Here is a 19,472-nt window from a genome sequence, read left to right on the forward strand (position 1 = left end):
TCTCCGGGCGCCCTCGTCCCCGGGGACCACACGCGGGCCCGGCGTACTGCGTTCTCAGTAGTGCGGATTGTCGGCAGGCGCACGACGACGGCGCACCCCCCTTCCCGGAAGCCTGGGAGGTATCCGAGACCAGAAGTGGAGACCTCTCCCCGTGGCTACCTTTCTCTATCGACTGGGCCGTCTGGCCTTCCGGCGGCGCTGGTTCGCCGCCCTCCTGTGGGTGGCGGTGCTCGGCGGCGTCTCCATGGGCGCGGCCACGGCTCCGGCCGCCTCCGACGAGAGCTACGCCATGCCGGGCATCGAGTCCCAGAAGGCGTTCGACCTCATGGAGCAGCGCTTCCCCGGCACCACGGCCGACGGAGCGAGCGCCCGTGTCGTGTTCGTCGCGCCCGACGGACAGCGGGTCACCTCGTCCGAGAACCGTGCGGTCATCGAGAAGTTCGTCGCCGAGGCGTCCGACGGTTCGCAGGTCGCGAGTGCGGTGAGCCCCTTCCAGGCGAACGCGGTGAGCGAGGACGCCTCGACCGCGTACTCCACCGTCACCTACAAAGTGAAGGCGGACGATCTCAGCGACGCCGCCAAGAACACCCTGAAGGCCGCCGTCGAGGAGGCCCAGGGTTCGGATCTGACCGTCGAGGTGGGCGGCACCGCGCTGGCGACCCAGCCTGCGGCGGGCGGCGCGGCCGAGGTGATCGGCATCTCCATCGCGGCCGTCGTCCTGCTGGTCACCTTCGGTTCGCTGGCCGCCGCCGGGCTGCCGCTGCTGACCGCGATCATCGGGGTCGGTGTCAGCATGGCCGCGATCATGACCCTGGCCAGTACGTTCGGCCTGTCCTCGACGACCGGCACGCTGGCCATGATGCTCGGGCTCGCGTGCGGCATCGACTACGCCGTGTTCATCGTCTCCCGCTATCGCGAGGAGCGCGCCAAGGGCCACTCGCCCGAGGAGGCGGCAGGGCTTGCCACCGGCACCGCCGGGTCCGCGGTCGTCTTCGCGGGGCTCACCGTCGTCATCGCGCTGGCCGGCCTCTCGGTCGTCGGCGTGCCGATGCTCACCAAGATGGGCCTGGCCGCCGCCGGAGCGGTCGCCGTCGGTGTCCTCATCGCGCTGACGCTGGTCCCGGCCCTGCTCGGCTTCTGGCCGAACGCCGTACTGTCCCGCTCCGCCCGCAAGCGCGGCCGGGTCAAGGAGTCCGACGGGAACAACAGAGGCACCCGCTGGGCACGGTTCGTCCTGCGTCACCCGCTGCCCGTCCTCCTCGTCGCGGTCGCCGGCCTCGGCGCCCTGGCGCTCCCGGTCCTCGACCTCCGGCTCGGCACGAGCGGGGACGAGGCCAAGCCCACCTCCACCACCGAGCGCCGCGCCTACGACGACCTCGCCCAGGGCTTCGGCCCCGGCTTCAACGGCCCGCTGACCATCGTCGTGGACGCCAAGGGCGCCGCCGACCCGAAGGCCGCGGTCCAGGTGATCGAGGAGAAGATCGGCGACACCGAGGGAGTCGTTTCCGTGTCGGCCGCGCGGTTCAACCCCGCGGGCGACACGGCCGTCTTCTCCGCCGTCCCGGCCGACGCGCCCACCAGCGAGAAGACCAAGGATCTCGTCCAGACCATCCGGGACGACCGCCCGGCGACCGAGTCCTCGACCGGCGCGGAGTTCGAGGTCACCGGCACCACCGCGCTCAACATCGACGTCGCCCAGAAGATGCAGGACGCGCTGATCCCGTACCTGATCGTCGTGGTGGGCCTGGCGATCGTGCTCCTGATGGTGGTCTTCCGCTCGACCCTCGTACCGATAAAGGCGGCCTTCGGCTTCCTCCTGTCGGTCCTCGCGGCCCTCGGCTGCGTCATCGCGGTCTTCCAGTGGGGCTGGGGCGCGGATCTCCTGGGCGTCGAGTCGACCGGCCCGATCATGAGCATGATGCCGATCTTCCTGGTGGGCATCGTGTTCGGTCTGGCCATGGACTACGAGGTGTTCCTCGTCGCGCGCATGCGGGAGGCGTACGTCCATGGGGACGGGCCCGGTCAGGCGGTGGTCACCGGGTTCCGGTACAGCGCCCGGGTCGTGGTGGCGGCCGCGCTGATCATGATGGCGGTGTTCTCCGGGTTCGTCGGCGCCGGTGAGTCGATCATCAAGATGATCGGCTTCGGTCTCGCCATCGCCGTCCTGTTCGACGCGTTCGTCGTCCGTATGGCGCTGGTGCCCGCGGTCCTCGCGCTGCTCGGCAAGGCCGCGTGGTGGATGCCGCGTTGGCTGGACCGGATCCTGCCGCGCGTGGACGTGGAGGGAGAGGCGCTCAGCCGGCGGCCGGCCGCCGCGTCGCCACAGGCGGACCCGGCAGGCCTGGAGTCGGCTCGCGTCTGACTGCGGGGGCCGGCCGTGGGACACCTCTGGCGGTGAGGGCCGCACGTGGCAACACCTCTGACGGTGAGGGCGCCACGTAGCGACCCGTCTGACGGCACTCGCCGCACGTAGCGACCCGTCTGACGGCAAGGGCTGCACATAGCGACCCGTCCGACGGCAAGGGCCGCACATAGCGACCCGCCCGACGGCAAGGGCCTCACATAGCGACCCGCCCGACGGCAAGGGCCGCACGTGGCGACACGGGCGGCCCTCCGCGGCGGTTTGCCGCGCCGGCGCACACCATGGACCCAGCCAACCTCGACCGGAGAACCGATGATCACCAGCTTGAAGCGATACGTCGACGCCCATCCCCGCGTCGTCGACGTGATGATCATCGTGCAGGTGTTCAGCCTCACCCTTCTCGGCAGCGCGACAAGCCTCCGGCAGCCCTCCGGCGGCCACATCGCCTGGTGGCCCGGTGCCGTCCTGGGGGCCGTCGGCTCCGCGGCCCTGTGGTGGCGCCAGAGCCACCCCCGTAGCGTCGTGGCGGTGACCGCGGTCACCGTCAACACCAGCAGCGCTCTGGGTTATCTGATGACGCCGCTACTGCTCGCACCGCTCATGGTCGCGCTGTACGCGCTGGCCATGTACACCGACCGCAGGACGGGACGGATCGCCCTCGTCGCCGTCGTCGTCCTTCTCGTGGGCACGGCCCTGGGCAGCGACCACTACGACCACCCGTGGGCCCTGGAGACGATCGGCCCCGCCTTGTGGGCGCTGGCGCCGATCGCCTGGGGCACGGCGACCCGGCTGCGGCACGCCTATCTGGACGCCGTGCAGGCCCGCGCCGAACACGCCGAGCGCACCCGCGAGGAGGAGGCACGGCACCGGGTCGCCGAGGAGCGCGTCCGCATCGCCCGCGAACTGCACGACGTCGTCGCCCATCACATGGCCCTGGCCAACGCGCTGGCCAGCACCGCCGCACACCTCGCGCGCACCCACCCCGACCAGGTCCCGCGGATGCTCGACGACCTGGCCGTCACGACGTCCTCGGCGCTGCGTGAACTCAAGTCCACCGTCGGCCTGTTGCGCCAGGCGGACGACCCGGGCGCGCCCCTGGAGCCGACCCCGGGACTGGGCCGCCTCTCCGAACTGACCACAGCCTTCGCCGCCGCCGGGCTCACGGTCACCGTCACCACGGAGGGCGCGGAGCAGCCGCTCTCACCGGGCGTGGACATGACGGCGTACCGGATCGTGCAGGAAGCACTCACCAACGTAGCCAAGCACGCCGCCGCGAGGACGGCTCGCGTCCAGCTGTCCTACTCCCAGGACCGGTTGACCATCACGGTCAGCGACGACGGAGACGCGGCGGCTCCCACCGTTGAAGGCCCGAGCGGCGGCTTCGGGCTCATGGGCATGCGCGAGCGTGCCCAGTCCGTCGGGGGCCGTCTCCGGGCGGGCCACCGCCCGGACGGCGGCTTCACGGTGACGGCGGAACTGCCGATCCGCGTCTAGGCCTGTCCGACAGCCCCCGTCGCAGCCCGCGGGCAGACGGGAACGGTCGGACAGGCCGCCCCGGCACCACGGACGCCAACAGCCCCGCTCCCTCCCCAGATCCGGAAGAAGACAGCCCAGATGACCATCCGCGTCCTCCTCGCAGACGACCAGGCCCTCCTGCGGGCCACGTTCCGCATCCTGATCGACTCCTGCGACGACCTGACCGTGGTCGGCGAGGCCACCAACGGGGAGGAGGCGGCCGAGCTCGCCCGCGTCCACCGCCCCGACATCGTGCTCATGGACATCCGGATGCCCGGCACGGACGGGCTCGCCGCCACCGCCGCGATCTGCACCGACCCGGACCTGTCGGCGACCCGCGTCCTGATCCTCACCACGTTCGAGATCGACGAGTACGTCGCCCAGGCGCTGCGCGCGGGTGCGAGCGGCTTCCTCGGCAAGGACGTCCGTGCCGACGAACTCCTGGACGCCATCCGCACCGTGGCCTCCGGAGACAGCCTCCTCTCCCCGCTGGCCACCCGCGCCCTCATCACCCGCTTCCTGACCACCCCGGCACCCGGCGCCCCGCTCGCACTCCCCGGCGCCCTCGACACCCTCACCGCCCGCGAACGAGAGGTGATGGCCCTGGCCGCGGAGGGTCACTCCAACACCGAGATCGCCGGGCAGCTCTTCGTCAGTCCCTTGACCGTACGGACCCACGTCCACCGCGCGATGACGAAGCTCAACGCCCGCGACCGCGCCCAACTGGTCGTGATCGCCTACCAGTCGGGCCTGGTGCGCCCCGCACCGCCACAGGGCTGACCAGGAGCCGCGCGGTGGACGCGACGCGCACACGCAGCCGTACGACCGTCACGCTCAGCGACCTTCCCCGGCCGAATCCCCTCCGCCGGCTCCCCTGTCCCGGTATTTCTGGACCTGGTGTGCTCGACTTCGACGGCTCCAGACACAATTCGTGTGTCGCAGTCGCCTCACCGAGGGGTTCACGCATGATCACACTCACGAAGGAAGACGGCCCGGCGGATCTGGATGGGGTGACCCACCTGACCATCGGCGCGTCCTGGGACCCGACCGTCGGGAGCAGCGGCGGCCTGATCGGGAAGATCCGCCAGAAAGTCGGTACCGACCTCGACCTGATCGCCATCGCGATGCAGGGAGCGGACCCGGTGCGGCTGGCCGGCCTCGACTCCCCGGATCCGCTGGGCAACGGCTCGCTGCTGCACAGCGGTGACAACCAGACCGGCCAGGGGGACGGCGACGACGAGACGGTGACCGTCAACTTCGCCAAGGTGCCGTCCAACATCACGTCCATCGTGTTCGTCGCCGCCGCGTACAAGAAGGGCAGCAACTTCCAGAAGGCCCGGAACATCAGCTTCAAGGTGTACGACGCGACGGGCGGCAGCACCCAGCAGGTCGCCGACATCTGGCCGAGCCTGCTCAGCGCCGACAACGGCTGCGCCGTGGCCAAGGCCATCCGGGACGGCGCGACCTGGAAGCTCCAGGTCATCAACGAGACCGGGAAGATCAAGCAGGGCGACGAAAAGGCCCTGATGCGCTTCGCCGTGAGCAAGTAGGCGCGCTCCGGGCCGGCGCTGCCTCCAGCGCCGGCCCGAACGCCGGGCGCCCGGTGCGCGATCCCAGCGGAACCGGACAACCGCCCGAGAACACCCGCACGCCAGTCGTCCGGCCCATGGTCCCGGCAGAACTCGACGGCCGCCCCGGAACATCCGCACCGCCCGAGACGTCACGGCATCCGGCGCGTCAGGAATCACGCCAATATCGGCGTGCACCGCCCGGCAGCCGGCAGGCCCGGCTCCGCACCCGTGAGCCCCGCGTCCCCTCCGCATGCCGTGCGGATATGCAGCCCCGGCATGCACTTCACACACTCGCCGCACTGCCGACACACAAGGAACACATTCAGCCGGTCCACGGCCGGCGGGTCCTTCTCGGGGCAGACGGCGTGCGTACGGCCCGCCTAGCCTCCCGAGCCATGCGATCACCACTTATGAGCCGCCTGGGCCTCGCCACTCTCCTCGGTTTCCTCCTCGCCGTCTTCGGCCTGGGCACGAGTGCGAGTGCGGCGGACACCGACCTGACGTTTGCCACCGACTCCGCCACCACGACGCCCGGCGGCACGGTGAACCTCTCGATGACGCTGACCAACAACAAGACCTACGACATCCTGTTCGTCTACCAGACGATCGATCCCACCTGGCTGACCACCCAGCGGCCCGACCTCAAGTACAGCTTCACCGGCTGCACCCTGACCACGGCCACCGGCAGCACCCCGTGCTCCGGCACCGGGCCCACCAACCTGGGCACGAACTACGGCGCCACGATCCCGCCCGGGCAGAGCCGGACCGTCAACCTGACCCTCCAGGTCGCCGCCGACTCGGGCTGCAACGGCAACATCGGCTTCTACTCCTACTACTACGCGGACTTCAGCGACGCCACGAACACCAGCGGCGGTCCGGTCTACACACCGGAGACGCGCGTCCTCTGCGCCTGACGACCTCCCACCGACACCCGACACCCCGCGCCCGGTCCCACCGCGCGGGGTGTCCGTGCGCTGACACCCGGGCCGCCGCCCCGCCGTCAACCGGACTCGTGCCAGCTGTGCGGCGCACGGAACCCCGGAGTGCGTTCCAGGCGGCGCCAGCCGGCCGTGCTGCCCGAGCCCCGACTCGCGGCGGGCTCGGGCCGGTTGGCGGCGCGGGCCAGCAGGACGGCGGTGAGCGCCGCGATCTCCTCGGGGCTCGCATGCCCCTTCTCGACGCGCAGAGCGCCGGCGGCCGGCGGCGTCACTGCGGCGGATTGCCGTGCTTGCGCGACGGCAGGTCGGCGTGCTTCGTACGCAGCATCGCGAGCGAGCGGATCAGCGTCTCACGGGTTTCCGCCGGGTCGATGACGTCGTCGACCAGGCCCCGCTCGGCCGCGTAGTACGGGTCCATCAGCTCGGACTTGTACTGCTTGACCATTTCGGCGCGCTTGGCCTCGGGGTCCTCGGCCGCGGCGATCTCGCGCCGGAAGATGACGTTCGCCGCGCCTTCCGCGCCCATCACCGCGATCTCGTTGGCCGGCCACGCGTAGGTCAGATCGGCGCCGATGGACTGGGAGTCCAGCACGATGTACGCGCCGCCGTAGGCCTTGCGCAGCACGATCGAGACCCGTGGGACGGTGGCGTTGCAGTACGCGTACAGCAGCTTCGCTCCGTGCCGGATGATTCCGCCGTGCTCCTGGTCCGCCCCGGGCAGAAAGCCGGGCACGTCGAGCAGGGTCACGACCGGGATGTTGAAGGCGTCGCACATCGTCACGAAGCGACCGGCCTTCTCCGAGGCGGAGATGTCCAGTACGCCGGCCAGCGTCCGCGGCTGGTTGGCGACGATGCCCACCACCTGGCCGTCGAGCCGGGCGAGGCCGCAGACGATGTTCCCCGCCCAGCGCTCGTGGACCTCCAGCCAGTCGCCGTCGTCGACGAGTTCCTCGATCACCTTGTGCATGTCGTACGGCTGGTTGCCGTCCTCCGGCACCAGGTCGTGGAGCAGGGGCGTGCGCCGGTCCACCGGGTCGTCGCAGGGCTGGACGGGCGGGTTCTGCCGGTTGTTGGAGGGCAACAGGGAGAGCAGATAGCGCACCTCCGACAGACAGGTCTCCTCGTCCTCGTAGACGAAGTGCGCCACCCCGGACGTCGAGGCGTGCACGTCGGCGCCGCCCAGCGCGTTCTGGGTGAGCTGTGCTCCGGTGACGGCGCTGACCACGTCGGGGCCGGTGATGAACATCTGCGCGGTGTCGCGGACCATGAACACGAAGTCGGTCAGCGCCGGCGAGTACGCCGCGCCGCCCGCGCACGGGCCGAGCATCACCGAGATCTGCGGGATCACCCCGGAGGCACGGGTGTTGCGCCGGAAGATCCCGCCGTAGCCGGCCAGCGCGGAGACGCCCTCCTGGATCCGTGCGCCGGCCCCGTCGTTGAGGCTCACCAGCGGGGCGCCCGCCGAGATCGCCATGTCCATGATCTTGTGGATCTTCGCGGCGTGCGCCTCGCCGAGCGAGCCGCCGAAGATCCTGAAGTCGTGGGCGTAGACGAAGACCGTCCGGCCGTCGACCGTGCCCCAGCCGGTGATCACGCCGTCCGTGTACGGCCTCTTCCGCTCCAGCCCGAAGCCCTGTGCCCGGTGCCGGCGCAGCTGCTCCACCTCCTGGAACGAACCGGGGTCGAGCAGCAGTCCGATCCGCTCCCGGGCCGTCAGCTTTCCCTTGGCGTGCTGTGCCTCGGTGGCCCGTTCACCGGGGCCGGCCACGGCCGCCGCCCGGATCTCGGTCAGTTCCGCCGTGCGCCCGCGGGCCAGCTCGTGGGTGACCTCATGGGTCACGGACATGGTTCCTCCGTAGGTTCCTCAGGCGGTGTGGACGTGCGGGCTCCGCTCGGCGGCGAACGGGCATGCGCCGGGCGCCGAACAGAGGGCGGCGAATCCGCGGTCCACATAGACCGCCGGCACCCCCTTCTCCTCGGCGTGCACGGACTGCACCTCGCCGAGCAGGATGATGTGGTCGCCCGCGGGGTAGCGCTCGTGGACCGTGCACTCCACGACCGCGAGCGCTCCGTCGAGCACGGTGCCTCCGCGTGCGGTGCGGACGAACTCCCCGCCGGCGAACTTGTCCGCGGACTTGCGCGCGAAGCGCATCGCCAGTTCGGCATGGTCCTCGCGCAGCACGCTCACCGCGAACTCGCTGCAACTGTCGAACACCGGGAAGGAGTTGGCCGTACGGGCCAGGCAGACCAGTGCGAGCGGCGGCTCCATCGAGACGGACACGAACGAGCTGGCGGTGAATCCGTGCGGAACTCCCCTGCGGTCATGGGCGGTGACGAGTGCCACCCCGGCGGGCACCCGCGCCATGGCGTCACGGAGCATTCCCTGGTCGATGGCCATCCTTGACTCCTTGACTCCTTGACTGCGTGGCTCCTCAGGCGAGGCAGGTGGGCAGCCGCCCGCCGTTGTGGGCGACCAGCTCCGCGAAGATCTCCATGGCGTCGCGCCGGGGGCTGCCCGACAGTTCCTCGTGGGCCCGGTGCAGGTTCGCCACCAGGCGCTCCGCGTCCAACAGGCCGGCGAAAGCACCGAGGTCCGCCTCGCCCGCGGCCTCCAGCGGCGTCAGCCCGCTGTCGGCCGCCTCGGCGGCGAGGTCCTGGACCCAGCGCAGATAGGCCCGGTTGGCGTCGAGCACCTCGGGTCCCGCCACCGGTCCGTGCCCGCCGACGACCACCTCGGGCTCCAGCTCCGCCAGCCGGTCGAGCGCGGCCAGCGTGCCGGCCACCGAACCGAACAGCACGAACGGGGTGACGCCCGACATCACGATGTCCCCCGCGAACAGCACCCGTTCCTCGGGCAGCCAGACCACCACGTCGTGTCCGGTGTGCGCGGGGCCGACGCAGAGCAGTTCGGCCCGTCGCTCACCGACGTGCACGGTGAGACGGTCGCGGAAGGTCACGGTCGGCGGCGTCACCTCGATCTCGCCCCAGTCGGTCCGCGGCCAGAGCCCGGTGAGGGCGAGGCCCGTCGCCACCATGGCGGTCCGCATGTCCTCGTGCGCGATGATCGGCGTCCCCGGCGGGAAGACCTGGTTGCCGAACGCGTGGTCGCCGTGGAAGTGGGTGTTGACCAAGGTGCGGCCCGGGCCCCCGGCGAGCTTGTCCACCGTCTCGGCAAGCTGCCTGGCCCGCGGGATCGTCGACAGCGTGTCGATGACGAGGGCGCCGTCACCGCCGACGACGATGCCCGCGTTGCTGACGCACCAGCCGCCGGGGGCCTGTTCGTAGGCGTAGACCCCCTCGGCGACCTCGTGGACGGCGACCGTCATGGTGTCGGCCCGGCGGCCGCGGCGTGGCTGAGCGTGGCCCGGCTGTTGGCGCCGAGCGCCTCGCGCAGATAGGCGCGGGCGTCGGCGACGGTCTTGCCCTTGCCCAGGACCTCCTCGATCCGGGCCGGGTCGATCAGCACGGTGTGCCGGGCGGTGACAGCGTTCCCGTCGAAGAGCCAGGCGCCGCTGTGTCCCGAGAGCAGGGCGGGCGGGACGAGCTGCTTGTACACGATGCTCTCGCCCGGGAGACAGAGCCGGACCGAACGCGTCGTGTGCGTACTGCCGTCGGCGGTCACGGTCTCCATCGTCATGTCCTGGACGCCGGGGGAACCGGCGCCAGGCGCCTCCTCGGTCAGCGTCACCTTCGCCACGTGCGGCAGCCGGTCCGGCCACAGGTCGCTGCGGTCGATGAAGGCGTAGGCGTCGGCCGCCGACGGCACCTCCAGGGTGTCCTCGAACGTGAACAGGAGCTCCTCGACCGGGTGTTGGCGCTCCGCGAGCCGGGCCAGCGCGGACAGTTCCCGCTCGCTGTTGGCGTCCAGCGCCGCGCGCAGTCCCGGCAGGGCAGCCTCGTCGACGGCGGCGAAGTCGTGCGTGAGCACCACCTCGGTGATACGGCCGTCGTCCCGGAACTCCCAGCTCCCGCCCATCGAGGCGATGGGCGGCTGGCTGCGCTCCTGCCGGAAGGTGACCCGCAGGGCGTCGGGGTCCAGGGTCCGCCGCGACGTCCAGGTCTTCACCTGGCCGGCCACGCTCGCCCAGATCTGGAAGCGCTCGGTGCCCGGACCGCGCTCCAGTATCCGCACGTGCACCGTGGGTTCGAAGACCGCCGGCCAGTGCTCGGCCAGCGCGACCAGCTCGTACAGCCGCCGTGCCGGGGCCGCGACCTTGAAGGTGTGGACCACCCGGTGCTCTTCGGGCCCGCTCATGCCTGCGCCAGCGCGCCGTTGACCAGGTCGAGCAGCTCCCGCGGCGTGGCGACCTGGACCGCGATGTCGTCGGGGACGGACACCTCGTACTGGTTCTCCAGCCGCGCCGCGGTCTCCATCAGGGCGAGCGAGTCGTAACCGATGGTCTCGAAGCGGGTGTCGAGGATGTCGCCGGACAGGTCGATCCCGTCCGACTCACCGGCGCACTCGACGAGTATGCGGCGCAGGTCGTCGATGGTCAGCAGAGTTGCCATGTCGATCTCCAGTTCTCTTGGTCTTCTACGGGGGGCGGTTCGGGTTCTCTACCGGGTCGGTTCGGGCCGGCGCAGGACGACCGCCGAGTTGAACCCCCAGCGGCCCCGGGCCAGCACAAGGGCGGTACGCAGGGACGCGGTGCGCGGCTCCCCGAGCACCAGGTCGATGCCGTACTCCTGCGGCACGGACCGGACGCCGACGGTCGGCGGGATCAGGCCTTCGCGGAAGGACAGCAGGGCGGTGACCACGTCGAGGGGGCCGCCGCCGGAGTAGAGCCGGCCTGTCGTGGTCTTCGGCGCGGTGACGGGCACGCCGTGGCTGCCGAACACCTGGCGGATGGCCTTGGCCTCTTCGGCGTCCAGCTCCGGTACACCCGAGGCGTCGGCGAACACCACGTCGATGTCCTCGGGGCCGAGCCCGGCGTCGCTCAGCGCGAGCCGGATCGCACGCTCCAGGCCCGGGGGGCGTCCGGAGCCGGGGGCGGGGTCGAAGGTCGAGGCATAGCCCGCGAGTTCGCCGTACGACTCGTGGCGGCCCCGGGACTCAGCCACGGCGCTGTCCTCCAGGACGAGGAGGGCACCGCCCTCACCGGGTACGTAACCGGCCGCCTGCTCGTCGAAGGGCAGATAGGCGCGCGCCGGGTCGGTGGCGGTGCTGATCCGTCCGCTCGCGATCTGCGAGACCCAGCCCCACGGGTCGAGCGCCGAGTCGACGCCGCCGGAGACCACCAGCGGGGTGCCCCGCCGGATCGTACGGCGGGCGTGACCGAGGGCGTCCAGGCCCCCGGCCTGCTCGGCGACCAGGGCGCTGCTCGGGCCGCGCATCCCGTGCCTGATGGAGATCTGGCCGGTGTTCACCGCGTAGAACCAGGCGAAGGACTCGTACACGCTGACCGACTTGGGGCCCTCGGTCCACAGTTTGCGGAACTCCCGGTGCGTGAAGGCGAAGCCGCCGCAGGCGTTGGCGGTCACCACGCCCATGTCGTAGTCGGTCAGCGTCTCCGGGTCGGCCTTCGCGTCCTGGAGCGCCCAGGCCGCGGCGGTCAACGCGAGCCGGGTGGAGGGGTCCGTCTGCGGCAGCAGCCGGCTGGGGATGTGGTCGGGGGCGTGGAAGTCGTCGATCTGGCCGGCGAGGGTCGCCGCGTAACGGCTCACGTCGAAGCGGGTGACCCGGCCGAGGCCGGAGCGGCCGGACAGCAGGGCCGCCCAGTACGGCTCCATGCCGAGGCCGTTGGGCGCGACGACACCGGCTCCGGTGATCAGGACGGTCATGCGACGGCCTCCGCAGCCTCGGCGCCGCGCAGGACCATCGCGCTCTGGAAGCCGCCGAAGCCGCTGCCCACCGTGAGGACGGTCCCCAGCTTCCGCTCCCGCGCCTCCAGCGGGACGTAGTCGAGATCGCATTCGGGGTCGTTCGTATGCAGGTTCGCGGTCGGCGGCACCACCCCGTGTTCGAGCGCGAGGACACTGGCCGCGATCTCCAGCGAGCCGATCGCGCCGAGCGAGTGGCCGACCATCGACTTGATCGAGCTGACCGGGGTGCGGCGGGCGTGATCGCCGAGCGCGCGCTTGTAGGCCGCGGTCTCGTGGCGGTCGTTCTGCCGGGTCCCGGAGCCGTGGGCGTTGATGTAGTCGATGTCCGTCGCGTTCGTGCCGGACTCGTCGAGGGCGACCTGGATGGCCTCCGCCATCTCCCGGCCGTCGGTCTTCAGCCCCGTCATGTGGTACGCGTTGCAGCGCGTCGCGTACCCCGGTATCTCGGCGTGGATGCGGGCGCCGCGGGCCAGCGCGCTCTCGTACTCCTCCAGGACGAACATCGCGGCTCCCTCGGCCAGGACGAAGCCGTCGCGCGTGCCGTCGAACGGCCGCGAGGCGTGCTCCGGGTCGTCGTTGCGCGCCGTCGTGGCGCGGATCGCGTCGAAGCAGGCGACGACGATCGGCGTGATCGGGGTGTCGGCGGCCCCCGCGAGCATCACGTCGGCGCTGCCCTCCTCGATCAGCCGCACCGCGTGGCCCACGGAGTCGAGGCCCGAGGTGCAGCCGTTGGAGACCATCGCGACCGGGCCCTCGGCGCCGACCGCCCAGGCCACTTCGGCCGGCATGACGCTGGGCACGAGGTAGTCGAACATGTGCCGGGACAGCCACTCGGCGTCGACCTCCCACTCGCGGCCGGAGTCCGACAACAGCAGGTACTCACGTTCCAGGCTGGTCGCGGCGGCCACCGCGCTGCCGAGACTGACCCCGACCCGGGCGGGGTCCAGGGTGTCGAAGTCGAGCCCGCTGGCCGTGACGGCTTCCCGGGCACAGGCGACGGCGAACTGCGAGGCCCGGTCCATCCGGGCGAGTTCCCGGGGGCTGAAGCCCTCGGCGATCGGGTCGAAGTCGGCTTCGGCGGCAACCTGGGAACGGTACGGCGACGGGTCGAAGAACGAGATCCGGCGCGTGGCCGTCCGCCCCGAGGTGAGCAGCTCCCAGAACTGCCGCGTGCCGTTCCCGCCGGGGGCACGAACGCCGACGCCGGTGATGACGACTCTGCGCTTCAATCGGAACAGCTCCTTCGATGAGTTCGCCCGGTGGTCGTCGTCATCGTCGGCGCCCTGGCTCGAAGGAGGCTCGAAGGCCGATATGAAGCCCCTCGACAGGGGATCCACCGCCGCTGTGCCCGGCCTCGCCCCAATCCCCTTCGACCGCCGTTCGAGCCCGGCGCCCGAAGATGGCCGGGTCCGGGACCGCGAAGCAGGGAGAGGGAGAGGTACTTATGGCCACGCAGGCCTCGAAGGTCGCACTGTTGACGGGCGCAACCAGCGGTATCGGGCTGGAGATCGCCCGCAGGCTCGGCAAGGACGGGCTGCGCGTCTTCATCTGCGCGCGCGGCGAGGAAGCGCTGCGCACGACGCTGAAGGAGCTTCAGGAAGCCGGGGTGGAGGCGGACGGCCGGAGCTGCGACGTCCGCTCGCTCCCCGAGATCGAGGCGCTCGTGGCGGCGGCGGTCGAACGCTACGGTCCGATCGACGTGCTCGTGAACAACGCGGGCCGCCCCGGCGGTGGCGCCACGGCGGAGCTGGCCGACGAACTCTGGCTCGACGTGATCGACACCAACCTCACCAGCGTGTTCCGGGTGACGCAGCAGGTCCTGAAGGCCGGCGGCATGCTCGAACAGGGCGCCGGCCGGATCATCAACATCGCCTCGACGGGCGGGAAGCAGGGCGTTGTGCACGCGGCCCCGTACTCGGCGTCGAAGCACGGCGTGGTCGGCTTCACCAAGGCGCTAGGCCTCGAACTGGCCAGGACCGGCATCACCGTGAACGCCGTCTGCCCCGGCTTCGTCGAGACGCCGATGGCCGCGTCCGTGCGGGAGCACTACTCGGAGATCTGGGAGGTGTCGACCGACGAGGCCTTCGACCGGATCACCGCGCGCGTGCCGATCGGCCGGTACGTCCAGCCGTCCGAGGTGGCGGAGATGGTGGCCTACCTGATCGGTGACGGTGCGGCCGCGGTCACCGCGCAGGCCCTGAACGTCTGCGGTGGCCTGGGGAACTACTGACGTCCGACCGCCTGCGGTGGCCTGGAGAACCGCTGACGTCCGACCGCCTGCCGTGACCTGGAGAACCGCTGACGTCCGAATGTCCGTGAATTCGGTGAAGCCCCTTACGGTTCGTAAGGGGCTTCACCGAATTCACTTGCCCGCGCCTACGCCAGCACGGGCTCACCGTTGAGAATTTCCATGTGCATGCGCTGTATTTCCGGCGTCGGGTCCACTCCGAGTTCGTCGGACAGAATCTTCCGGAGATTCCGGTACGATTCCAGCGCCTCCGCCCGCCTGCCCACCCGGTAGAGCGCCCCCATCAACTTGGCGTGGAGCGTCTCGTTCAGCGGGTGAGAAATCACCAGGGAACGCAGTTCCGGAATCAGCGGACCGATTCTGCCCAGCCTCCAATTGGCTTCGATGCGGAGCTGCAGTCCGAAGATCCGGAGCTCTTCCAGGTGAGCGATATGGCTCTCGAGCACCCGGCCGCACGGCACGGTGGACAGCGCCGGCCCGTGCCAGAGATCCAGACCCGCGTTGAGTGCGGCGAGCGCCTCCCCGGGACGGTTGTCCTCGAGCTGCCGGCTGCCCGCGCGGATCATCCGCTCGAAGACCGTGGCATCGAGCTCCTCGTCCTCGATCAGGGCGAAGTAGCCGGGCGGCCGGGTCAGGAGCAACTCCCGCTGCTTGCCGGACACCTGCTGCTGCGCCAGCATCCGGCGGGTGTGGTAGACGTACGTCTGCAGCGTCGTCATCGCGCTGCGCGGCGGTTCGTCGGCCCACAGTTCCTCGATGAGCACCCCCGCCCCCACCACCTGGTGCCGCCTGAGCAGCAGCAGCGCCAGGAGCTGGGTCGCCTTCGATGACTTAAGCGGAATCAGTCTCCCCGAATCAGTGACTACGTGCATCTGCCCTAACAGATTGAATCTCATTTAGCGCCCCCGTCGAGATTCTCCGTTTTCTTCTCTGGGGGCGAGGGTAACAGTCAGGCTTGCCGCACTCAACGTGGTTAGCGTCACAGAAGATCGTCTATTTCTCAAATATGAATCAGCACGGCAAGCCGTGCTGATTCATATTTGCATTTCCTAACGGGCAAGGGGAGCCTTTACCTCCGAATCCAATGAATCGGAAGAAGTCGCTCCGTCGATTTCCTCGGGCAAGTATTCCTGCCGGGAGAGCGGGTGCGGCCACCACATCCACCGGCCGACATCGAGTGTGAGCGCGGTGACCAGGACCGAGCGCACGATCATGGTGTCGAGCAGGATGCCCACCGCCACGGCGAAGCCGAGTTCGGCGATGAAGACCAGGGGCAGCGTGGCCAGGGCGGCGAAGGTCCCGGCCAGCACCAGGCCGGCCGCGGTGATCACACCGCCGGTCGACGTGAGGCCCTTGATCGCGCCCTGCCGGGTGCCGAGCCGACTGCTTTCCTCCCTGATTCGGGTGACGAGAAAGATGTTGTAATCGACGCCCAGGGCAACCAGAAAGACGAACACCCAGAGCGGGAAGGCGGAGTCGGCCCCCGCGAAGTCCAGGACGTGATTGAAGAAGAAGGCAGCGATACCGAGCGCCGTGAAGAAGGACAACACCACGCTGGCAATCAGCAGCAACGGCGCCACCAGTGCCCGGAGCAGCAGAGCGAGGATGCAGAACACCACGAAGAGGATCACCGGAATGATGAGCCCGCGGTCACTGCTGGACGCCTCACGCATGTCGTGCACGACGGCGCTGCTGCCGCCCACCTTCGCGTCCGCCCCGTCCAGCCGGCCGAGGCTCTCGCGTGCCGCGACGACTGCCTCCATCGCCTCCGGACTGTCGGCGCCGGGACCGAGCGTCGCCTCGATGTAGGCGAGGCCGTCCTTGATCTGGGGATCCGCGACCTCGGTGACGCCGGGCACGGACTCCAGTGCGCCGCGTACCTCGGACGCCGAGGAGTCCTTGGCGATGACGACCATCGGCTCGCCGGAACCGGCCGGGAAGTGCCGGGCGAGGATCTCCTCGCCCACCACCGACTCCGGCCTGTTCTTGAAGCCGTCCTTCTGCTGCAGCCCGTCGGCGTTCAGGGTGAATGCCAGCGTGGCCACCGCCCCCAGCACCACGCTGGTGGCGATCCAGACCGTACGCGGGCGACGGGAGACGAGCCGGGCGACCCGCGTCCACACGCCCCGGGTGATGTCGGGCTCGGTGCCGTGCTTGGGCCGGGCCGGCCAGAAGATCCAGCGCCCGAAGATCACCAGCAGGGCGGGCAGCAGGGTCATCATCGCCACCAGGCCGACCAGCACACCGACGGCGCAGACGGGTCCGAGGCCCTTGGTGGAGTTCAGGCCGGCCAGCAGCAGCAGGAGCATGCTGATGGCGACGGTGGCGGCGCTGGCCACGATGGCAGGGCCCGCCCGGTGCAGCGCCACGGCCATGGCCTCGTGCCGGTCCTCGTGCCGCCGCAGCTCCTCCCGGTAGCGGGCGACGAGCAGGAGCGCGTAGTCGGTGGCCGCGCCGAGCACCAGCACCGTGAGGATCATCGCGGTCTGGGCGTTGACCGTCAGCCCCGCGTTCTTGGCCAGCAGATAGATGACGGCCTGCGAGATGACCAGTGACATGCCCGCGGAGATCATCGGCAGCAGCCAGAGCAACGGGCTGCGGTAGGTGATGACGAGGATCGTCACGACGATCAGCAGGGTGACCAGGGTGAGCCTGAAGTCTGCGCTGCTGAAGGACTCCGCGGAGTCGGCGGCGTAGCCGGTCGGGCCCGTCACATGGACACCGAGACCGTCGGGCGCGTTCGGCTGCGCCACCGCCCGCAGATCCTTCGTGGCCGCGTTGAGCCCTTCCCAGCCCTCCTTGCCGAGGTGGATGTTGACCACCGTGCGCAGGGCCTTGCCGTCGTCCGAGCGCACCGGGCCGAACGGCTCGCCCACGACACCCGTACCGTCCGCGAACTCCGCGGCGTCCGCACGGGCCTTCTCCTCGTCGGCGGCCGTGACCCCGGCGGGGCGGTCGTAGACGACGATGGCCGGGCTGGTGTCTGCGGGCTGGAACTTCTCGGAGAGTTCGAGCACTTCGGTCGACTCGGCGTTGCCGGGCAGCCAGGCCGCGGCGTCGTTCGACTCCACCTGGCCGAGCTTTCCGGCCAGTGGCTGGAGCACGATCAGCAGACCGATCCAGCCCAGGACCACCAGCCACTTGGCCCGGCGCCCTCCCGGCCAGGACAGCAGTTTGCGTGTCATCAGAAACCCTCTTCCTCACGGGGCTTGTGCGGCAGCCGGAAGGCCAGCAGGAAGGACACCGCCAGCAGCCCGATCACCACCCAGAGCATGCGGACCATCGCGCTGCTGAAGTTCTCGGTGTGGGCCGTCCGCCAGGCCTCCGACATGGCCTCGGCCGCCTCCGGCCCGGCCTGCTGGATCCGGTGGCAGCTTTCGGGCGCCCGGTCGGAGTCCGGCGCGCTCGCGGACTCCTTGAGGCACAGGCCCAGGTCGGCGAGCAGCTGTTCCTGCTCGGCCGGGGCCACCCCGGCGTCGGTGAGTTCGGCCCGGGTCCTGCTCTCGCCGTCGGCGACGCTCGCCGTGGCGTGTGAGCCGAGCAGCCCGAAGAACAGCGTCGCGAGCACCGCGACGCCGATCGCGAAACCGAGCTGCTGGACCGCGGTGAGGATCCCGGAGGCGGTGCCGGCCTCCTGCTTGTCCACATCGGCCAGGGCGATGTCGAAGAGCAGACCGATCATGATGCCCATGCCGAGCCCGGCCACGGCGATGCCGGGAACGAGCTCCCAGCTCGTCAGCCCGCCGGCCTGGCCGCCGATCGTCAGCAGCATGATCAGTACGCCGAGTGCCATGACCGCGAGTCCGCCGTGCAGGGCCTTGCGCCCGAACTTGGCGCCCAGCACCGCTCCGGTCAGGATCGCGCCGACGACCAGGAACACCGACCAGGGTGTCATCGTCAGTGCGGCCCGGGTCGGGCTGAAGCCCAGGCCCATCTGCAGGTGCAGGCCAAGCAGCAGCGACATCCCGGAGATCCCGGTGAAGAACACCAGCGCCACGGCCAGTCCGGCGGCGTAGCGGGACCTGCGCAGCAGGCTGAGTTCGACGAGCGTGGCGCCGCCGCTCTTCTCCTGCCGCAGTTCGTAGGCCACGAAGGCGGCGAGTACGGCGAGTCCGGCCACCATCATCGCGAACGTCCAGGCGGGCCAGCCGCGTTCGCGTCCCTGGACCAGCGGGAAGATCAGCAGGGTGAGGCCGAGCGTCACCAGCAGCGTGCCCCCGAAGTCGAACTTCGGCCGCACCGGCGCCCTGCCCTCGGGCAGCAGCAGTACGCCACCGATGACCACGGCTGCCCCGATCGGCAGGTTGATCAGGAAGACGGACCGCCAGCCCGAGCCGAACAGGTCGGCGTCGATGAGGAATCCGGCGACGATCGGCCCCAGTACGGCGCCCAGCCCGATGGCGGGCCCGAAGGCGCCGAACGCCGCCGCGGTCTCCTTGGGCGGGAACATCTGCTTGATGAGGCCGAGTCCCTGCGGAATCATCAGCGCACCCAGGCCGCCCTGGAGGAAGCGCGCGGTGATGAGCAGTTCGGGACTGCCCGCCACCGCGCACAGCACGGAGGCGAGGGTGAATCCGACCGCGCCGAAGACGAACATGCGCTTGCGGCCGTAGATGTCGCCCAGCCGGCCGCCGACCACGAGCAGGACGGCGAAGGCGAGCGTGTACCCGACGGTGATCCACTGGATGACGCTGAGACTGCCGCCCAGGTCGTCACGGACCGACGGCGCGGCCACGTTCATGACCGTGCCGTCGAGCAGGTCCATGATCTCGGCGCCGAGGATGACGCCCAGCGCCGCCCAGCGGCGTGCGTAGAGGGGGGCCTCGACCGCGGCCCCTTCCGACGTTTTCTCCGGTTCGTCTGCTTCAACGGAAGTCATGGCATCCCATGCATTGCTTCGACAGTAGGTCTTTGAACGACCACTGTTCTATAGTGGAACGGTGGTCGTGTCAAGGAACGGTGGATCGCCGATGCCCTACGATGTGGTCCACCGACTGCGAAGGAAGAGGGAAGGA

General features: G+C 70.3%; 17 protein-coding genes. 6 read left to right on the plus strand and 11 right to left on the minus strand.

Annotated elements, in window-relative coordinates:
* Nucleotides 1-151: 151 nt before the first annotated feature.
* From ACFVKT_RS26325 to ACFVKT_RS26345, 5 genes are all read left to right on the plus strand, one after another.
* A complete protein-coding gene (locus tag ACFVKT_RS26325; RefSeq protein WP_385735560.1) occupies nt 152-2,362 on the plus strand; it encodes an MMPL family transporter in 2,211 nt (736 codons plus the stop codon).
* A 312-nt stretch (nt 2,363-2,674) separates the two neighbouring features.
* The gene (locus ACFVKT_RS26330; protein ID WP_385735562.1) at nt 2,675-3,856 is read left to right on the plus strand and encodes a sensor histidine kinase; all 1,182 of its coding nucleotides are present in this window, start codon (nt 2,675-2,677) and stop codon (nt 3,854-3,856) included.
* A 120-nt stretch (nt 3,857-3,976) separates the two neighbouring features.
* A complete protein-coding gene (locus ACFVKT_RS26335; protein WP_385735564.1) occupies nt 3,977-4,657 on the plus strand; it encodes a response regulator in 681 nt (226 codons plus the stop codon).
* A 185-nt stretch (nt 4,658-4,842) separates the two neighbouring features.
* Nucleotides 4,843-5,427, plus strand: coding sequence for a TerD family protein (locus tag ACFVKT_RS26340; RefSeq protein ID WP_385735566.1), 585 nt, complete (start codon nt 4,843-4,845; stop codon nt 5,425-5,427).
* A gap of 416 nt (nt 5,428-5,843) precedes the next feature.
* A complete protein-coding gene (locus tag ACFVKT_RS26345; RefSeq protein WP_385735567.1) occupies nt 5,844-6,362 on the plus strand; it encodes a hypothetical protein in 519 nt (172 codons plus the stop codon).
* An 86-nt stretch (nt 6,363-6,448) separates the two neighbouring features.
* Here ACFVKT_RS26345 and ACFVKT_RS26350 read toward each other — a convergent pair whose 3' ends face one another.
* Genes ACFVKT_RS26350 through ACFVKT_RS26385 form a run of 8 tightly spaced genes read right to left on the minus strand, consistent with a single transcriptional unit; the run spans nt 6,449 to nt 13,573 of the window.
* Nucleotides 6,449-6,658, minus strand: coding sequence for an acyl-CoA carboxylase subunit epsilon (locus ACFVKT_RS26350; protein WP_385735569.1), 210 nt, complete (start codon nt 6,656-6,658; stop codon nt 6,449-6,451).
* A complete protein-coding gene (locus tag ACFVKT_RS26355; RefSeq protein WP_385735571.1) occupies nt 6,655-8,232 on the minus strand; it encodes an acyl-CoA carboxylase subunit beta in 1,578 nt (525 codons plus the stop codon). The genes ACFVKT_RS26350 and ACFVKT_RS26355 overlap by 4 nt, the downstream gene beginning before the upstream one ends.
* Before the next feature lie 18 nt (nt 8,233-8,250).
* The gene (locus tag ACFVKT_RS26360; protein ID WP_385735573.1) at nt 8,251-8,784 is read right to left on the minus strand and encodes a flavin reductase family protein; all 534 of its coding nucleotides are present in this window, start codon (nt 8,782-8,784) and stop codon (nt 8,251-8,253) included.
* Between the two features lie 34 nt (nt 8,785-8,818).
* Complete coding sequence (locus ACFVKT_RS26365; RefSeq protein WP_385735575.1) at nt 8,819-9,712, minus strand: MBL fold metallo-hydrolase; 894 nt, start codon at nt 9,710-9,712, stop codon at nt 8,819-8,821.
* Nucleotides 9,709-10,641 (minus strand): aromatase/cyclase, encoded by a 933-nt coding sequence (locus ACFVKT_RS26370; protein ID WP_385735576.1) that lies wholly within the window; start codon nt 10,639-10,641, stop codon nt 9,709-9,711. The genes ACFVKT_RS26365 and ACFVKT_RS26370 overlap by 4 nt, the downstream gene beginning before the upstream one ends.
* Nucleotides 10,638-10,895 carry an acyl carrier protein gene (locus ACFVKT_RS26375; protein WP_385735578.1) on the minus strand — a complete coding sequence of 86 codons (258 nt, stop codon included), beginning with the start codon at nt 10,893-10,895 and terminating at the stop codon, nt 10,638-10,640. The genes ACFVKT_RS26370 and ACFVKT_RS26375 overlap by 4 nt, the downstream gene beginning before the upstream one ends.
* A gap of 48 nt (nt 10,896-10,943) precedes the next feature.
* Complete coding sequence (locus tag ACFVKT_RS26380) at nt 10,944-12,167, minus strand: ketosynthase chain-length factor (RefSeq protein WP_385735580.1); 1,224 nt, start codon at nt 12,165-12,167, stop codon at nt 10,944-10,946.
* Nucleotides 12,164-13,573, minus strand: a complete 1,410-nt coding sequence (locus ACFVKT_RS26385; RefSeq protein WP_385735711.1) for a beta-ketoacyl-[acyl-carrier-protein] synthase family protein — start codon at nt 13,571-13,573, stop codon at nt 12,164-12,166. Before ACFVKT_RS26385 ends, ACFVKT_RS26380 begins: the two co-directional genes overlap by 4 nt.
* Nucleotides 13,574-13,653: 80 nt before the next feature.
* Between ACFVKT_RS26385 and ACFVKT_RS26390 the strand changes: the two genes are divergently transcribed.
* A complete protein-coding gene (locus tag ACFVKT_RS26390; RefSeq protein WP_385735581.1) occupies nt 13,654-14,439 on the plus strand; it encodes a 3-oxoacyl-ACP reductase in 786 nt (261 codons plus the stop codon).
* A 146-nt stretch (nt 14,440-14,585) separates the two neighbouring features.
* On the opposite strand, the gene ACFVKT_RS26395 is transcribed toward ACFVKT_RS26390, so the two are convergent.
* From ACFVKT_RS26395 to ACFVKT_RS26405, 3 genes are all read right to left on the minus strand, one after another.
* Nucleotides 14,586-15,353 carry a BTAD domain-containing putative transcriptional regulator gene (locus ACFVKT_RS26395; RefSeq protein ID WP_385735583.1) on the minus strand — a complete coding sequence of 256 codons (768 nt, stop codon included), beginning with the start codon at nt 15,351-15,353 and terminating at the stop codon, nt 14,586-14,588.
* 153 nt (nt 15,354-15,506) lie between these two features.
* Nucleotides 15,507-17,642 carry an MMPL family transporter gene (locus tag ACFVKT_RS26400; protein WP_385735585.1) on the minus strand — a complete coding sequence of 712 codons (2,136 nt, stop codon included), beginning with the start codon at nt 17,640-17,642 and terminating at the stop codon, nt 15,507-15,509.
* Nucleotides 17,642-19,336: an MFS transporter gene (locus ACFVKT_RS26405; RefSeq protein ID WP_385735587.1), complete on the minus strand. Its 1,695-nt coding sequence runs from the start codon at nt 19,334-19,336 to the stop codon at nt 17,642-17,644. Before ACFVKT_RS26405 ends, ACFVKT_RS26400 begins: the two co-directional genes overlap by 1 nt.
* Nucleotides 19,337-19,472: the final 136 nt, after the last annotated feature.

Source organism: Streptomyces sp. NPDC127595, from assembly GCF_042671685.1.
Classification (GTDB): domain Bacteria; phylum Actinomycetota; class Actinomycetes; order Streptomycetales; family Streptomycetaceae; genus Streptomyces.

Coding starts and splice junctions, on each gene's coding strand:
- ACFVKT_RS26330 (WP_385735562.1), top strand. CDS start 2,675: ATGATCACCAGCTTGAAGCGATACGTCGACGCCCATCCCCGCGTCGTC.
- ACFVKT_RS26335 (WP_385735564.1), top strand. CDS start 3,977: ATGACCATCCGCGTCCTCCTCGCAGACGACCAGGCCCTCCTGCGGGCC.
- ACFVKT_RS26340 (WP_385735566.1), top strand. CDS start 4,843: ATGATCACACTCACGAAGGAAGACGGCCCGGCGGATCTGGATGGGGTG.
- ACFVKT_RS26345 (WP_385735567.1), top strand. CDS start 5,844: ATGCGATCACCACTTATGAGCCGCCTGGGCCTCGCCACTCTCCTCGGT.
- ACFVKT_RS26355 (WP_385735571.1), bottom strand. CDS start 8,232: ATGTCCGTGACCCATGAGGTCACCCACGAGCTGGCCCGCGGGCGCACG.
- ACFVKT_RS26360 (WP_385735573.1), bottom strand. CDS start 8,784: ATGGCCATCGACCAGGGAATGCTCCGTGACGCCATGGCGCGGGTGCCC.
- ACFVKT_RS26365 (WP_385735575.1), bottom strand. CDS start 9,712: ATGACGGTCGCCGTCCACGAGGTCGCCGAGGGGGTCTACGCCTACGAA.
- ACFVKT_RS26370 (WP_385735576.1), bottom strand. CDS start 10,641: ATGAGCGGGCCCGAAGAGCACCGGGTGGTCCACACCTTCAAGGTCGCG.
- ACFVKT_RS26375 (WP_385735578.1), bottom strand. CDS start 10,895: ATGGCAACTCTGCTGACCATCGACGACCTGCGCCGCATACTCGTCGAG.
- ACFVKT_RS26380 (WP_385735580.1), bottom strand. CDS start 12,167: ATGACCGTCCTGATCACCGGAGCCGGTGTCGTCGCGCCCAACGGCCTC.
- ACFVKT_RS26390 (WP_385735581.1), top strand. CDS start 13,654: ATGGCCACGCAGGCCTCGAAGGTCGCACTGTTGACGGGCGCAACCAGC.
- ACFVKT_RS26395 (WP_385735583.1), bottom strand. CDS start 15,353: ATGAGATTCAATCTGTTAGGGCAGATGCACGTAGTCACTGATTCGGGG.
- ACFVKT_RS26400 (WP_385735585.1), bottom strand. CDS start 17,642: ATGACACGCAAACTGCTGTCCTGGCCGGGAGGGCGCCGGGCCAAGTGG.
- ACFVKT_RS26405 (WP_385735587.1), bottom strand. CDS start 19,336: ATGACTTCCGTTGAAGCAGACGAACCGGAGAAAACGTCGGAAGGGGCC.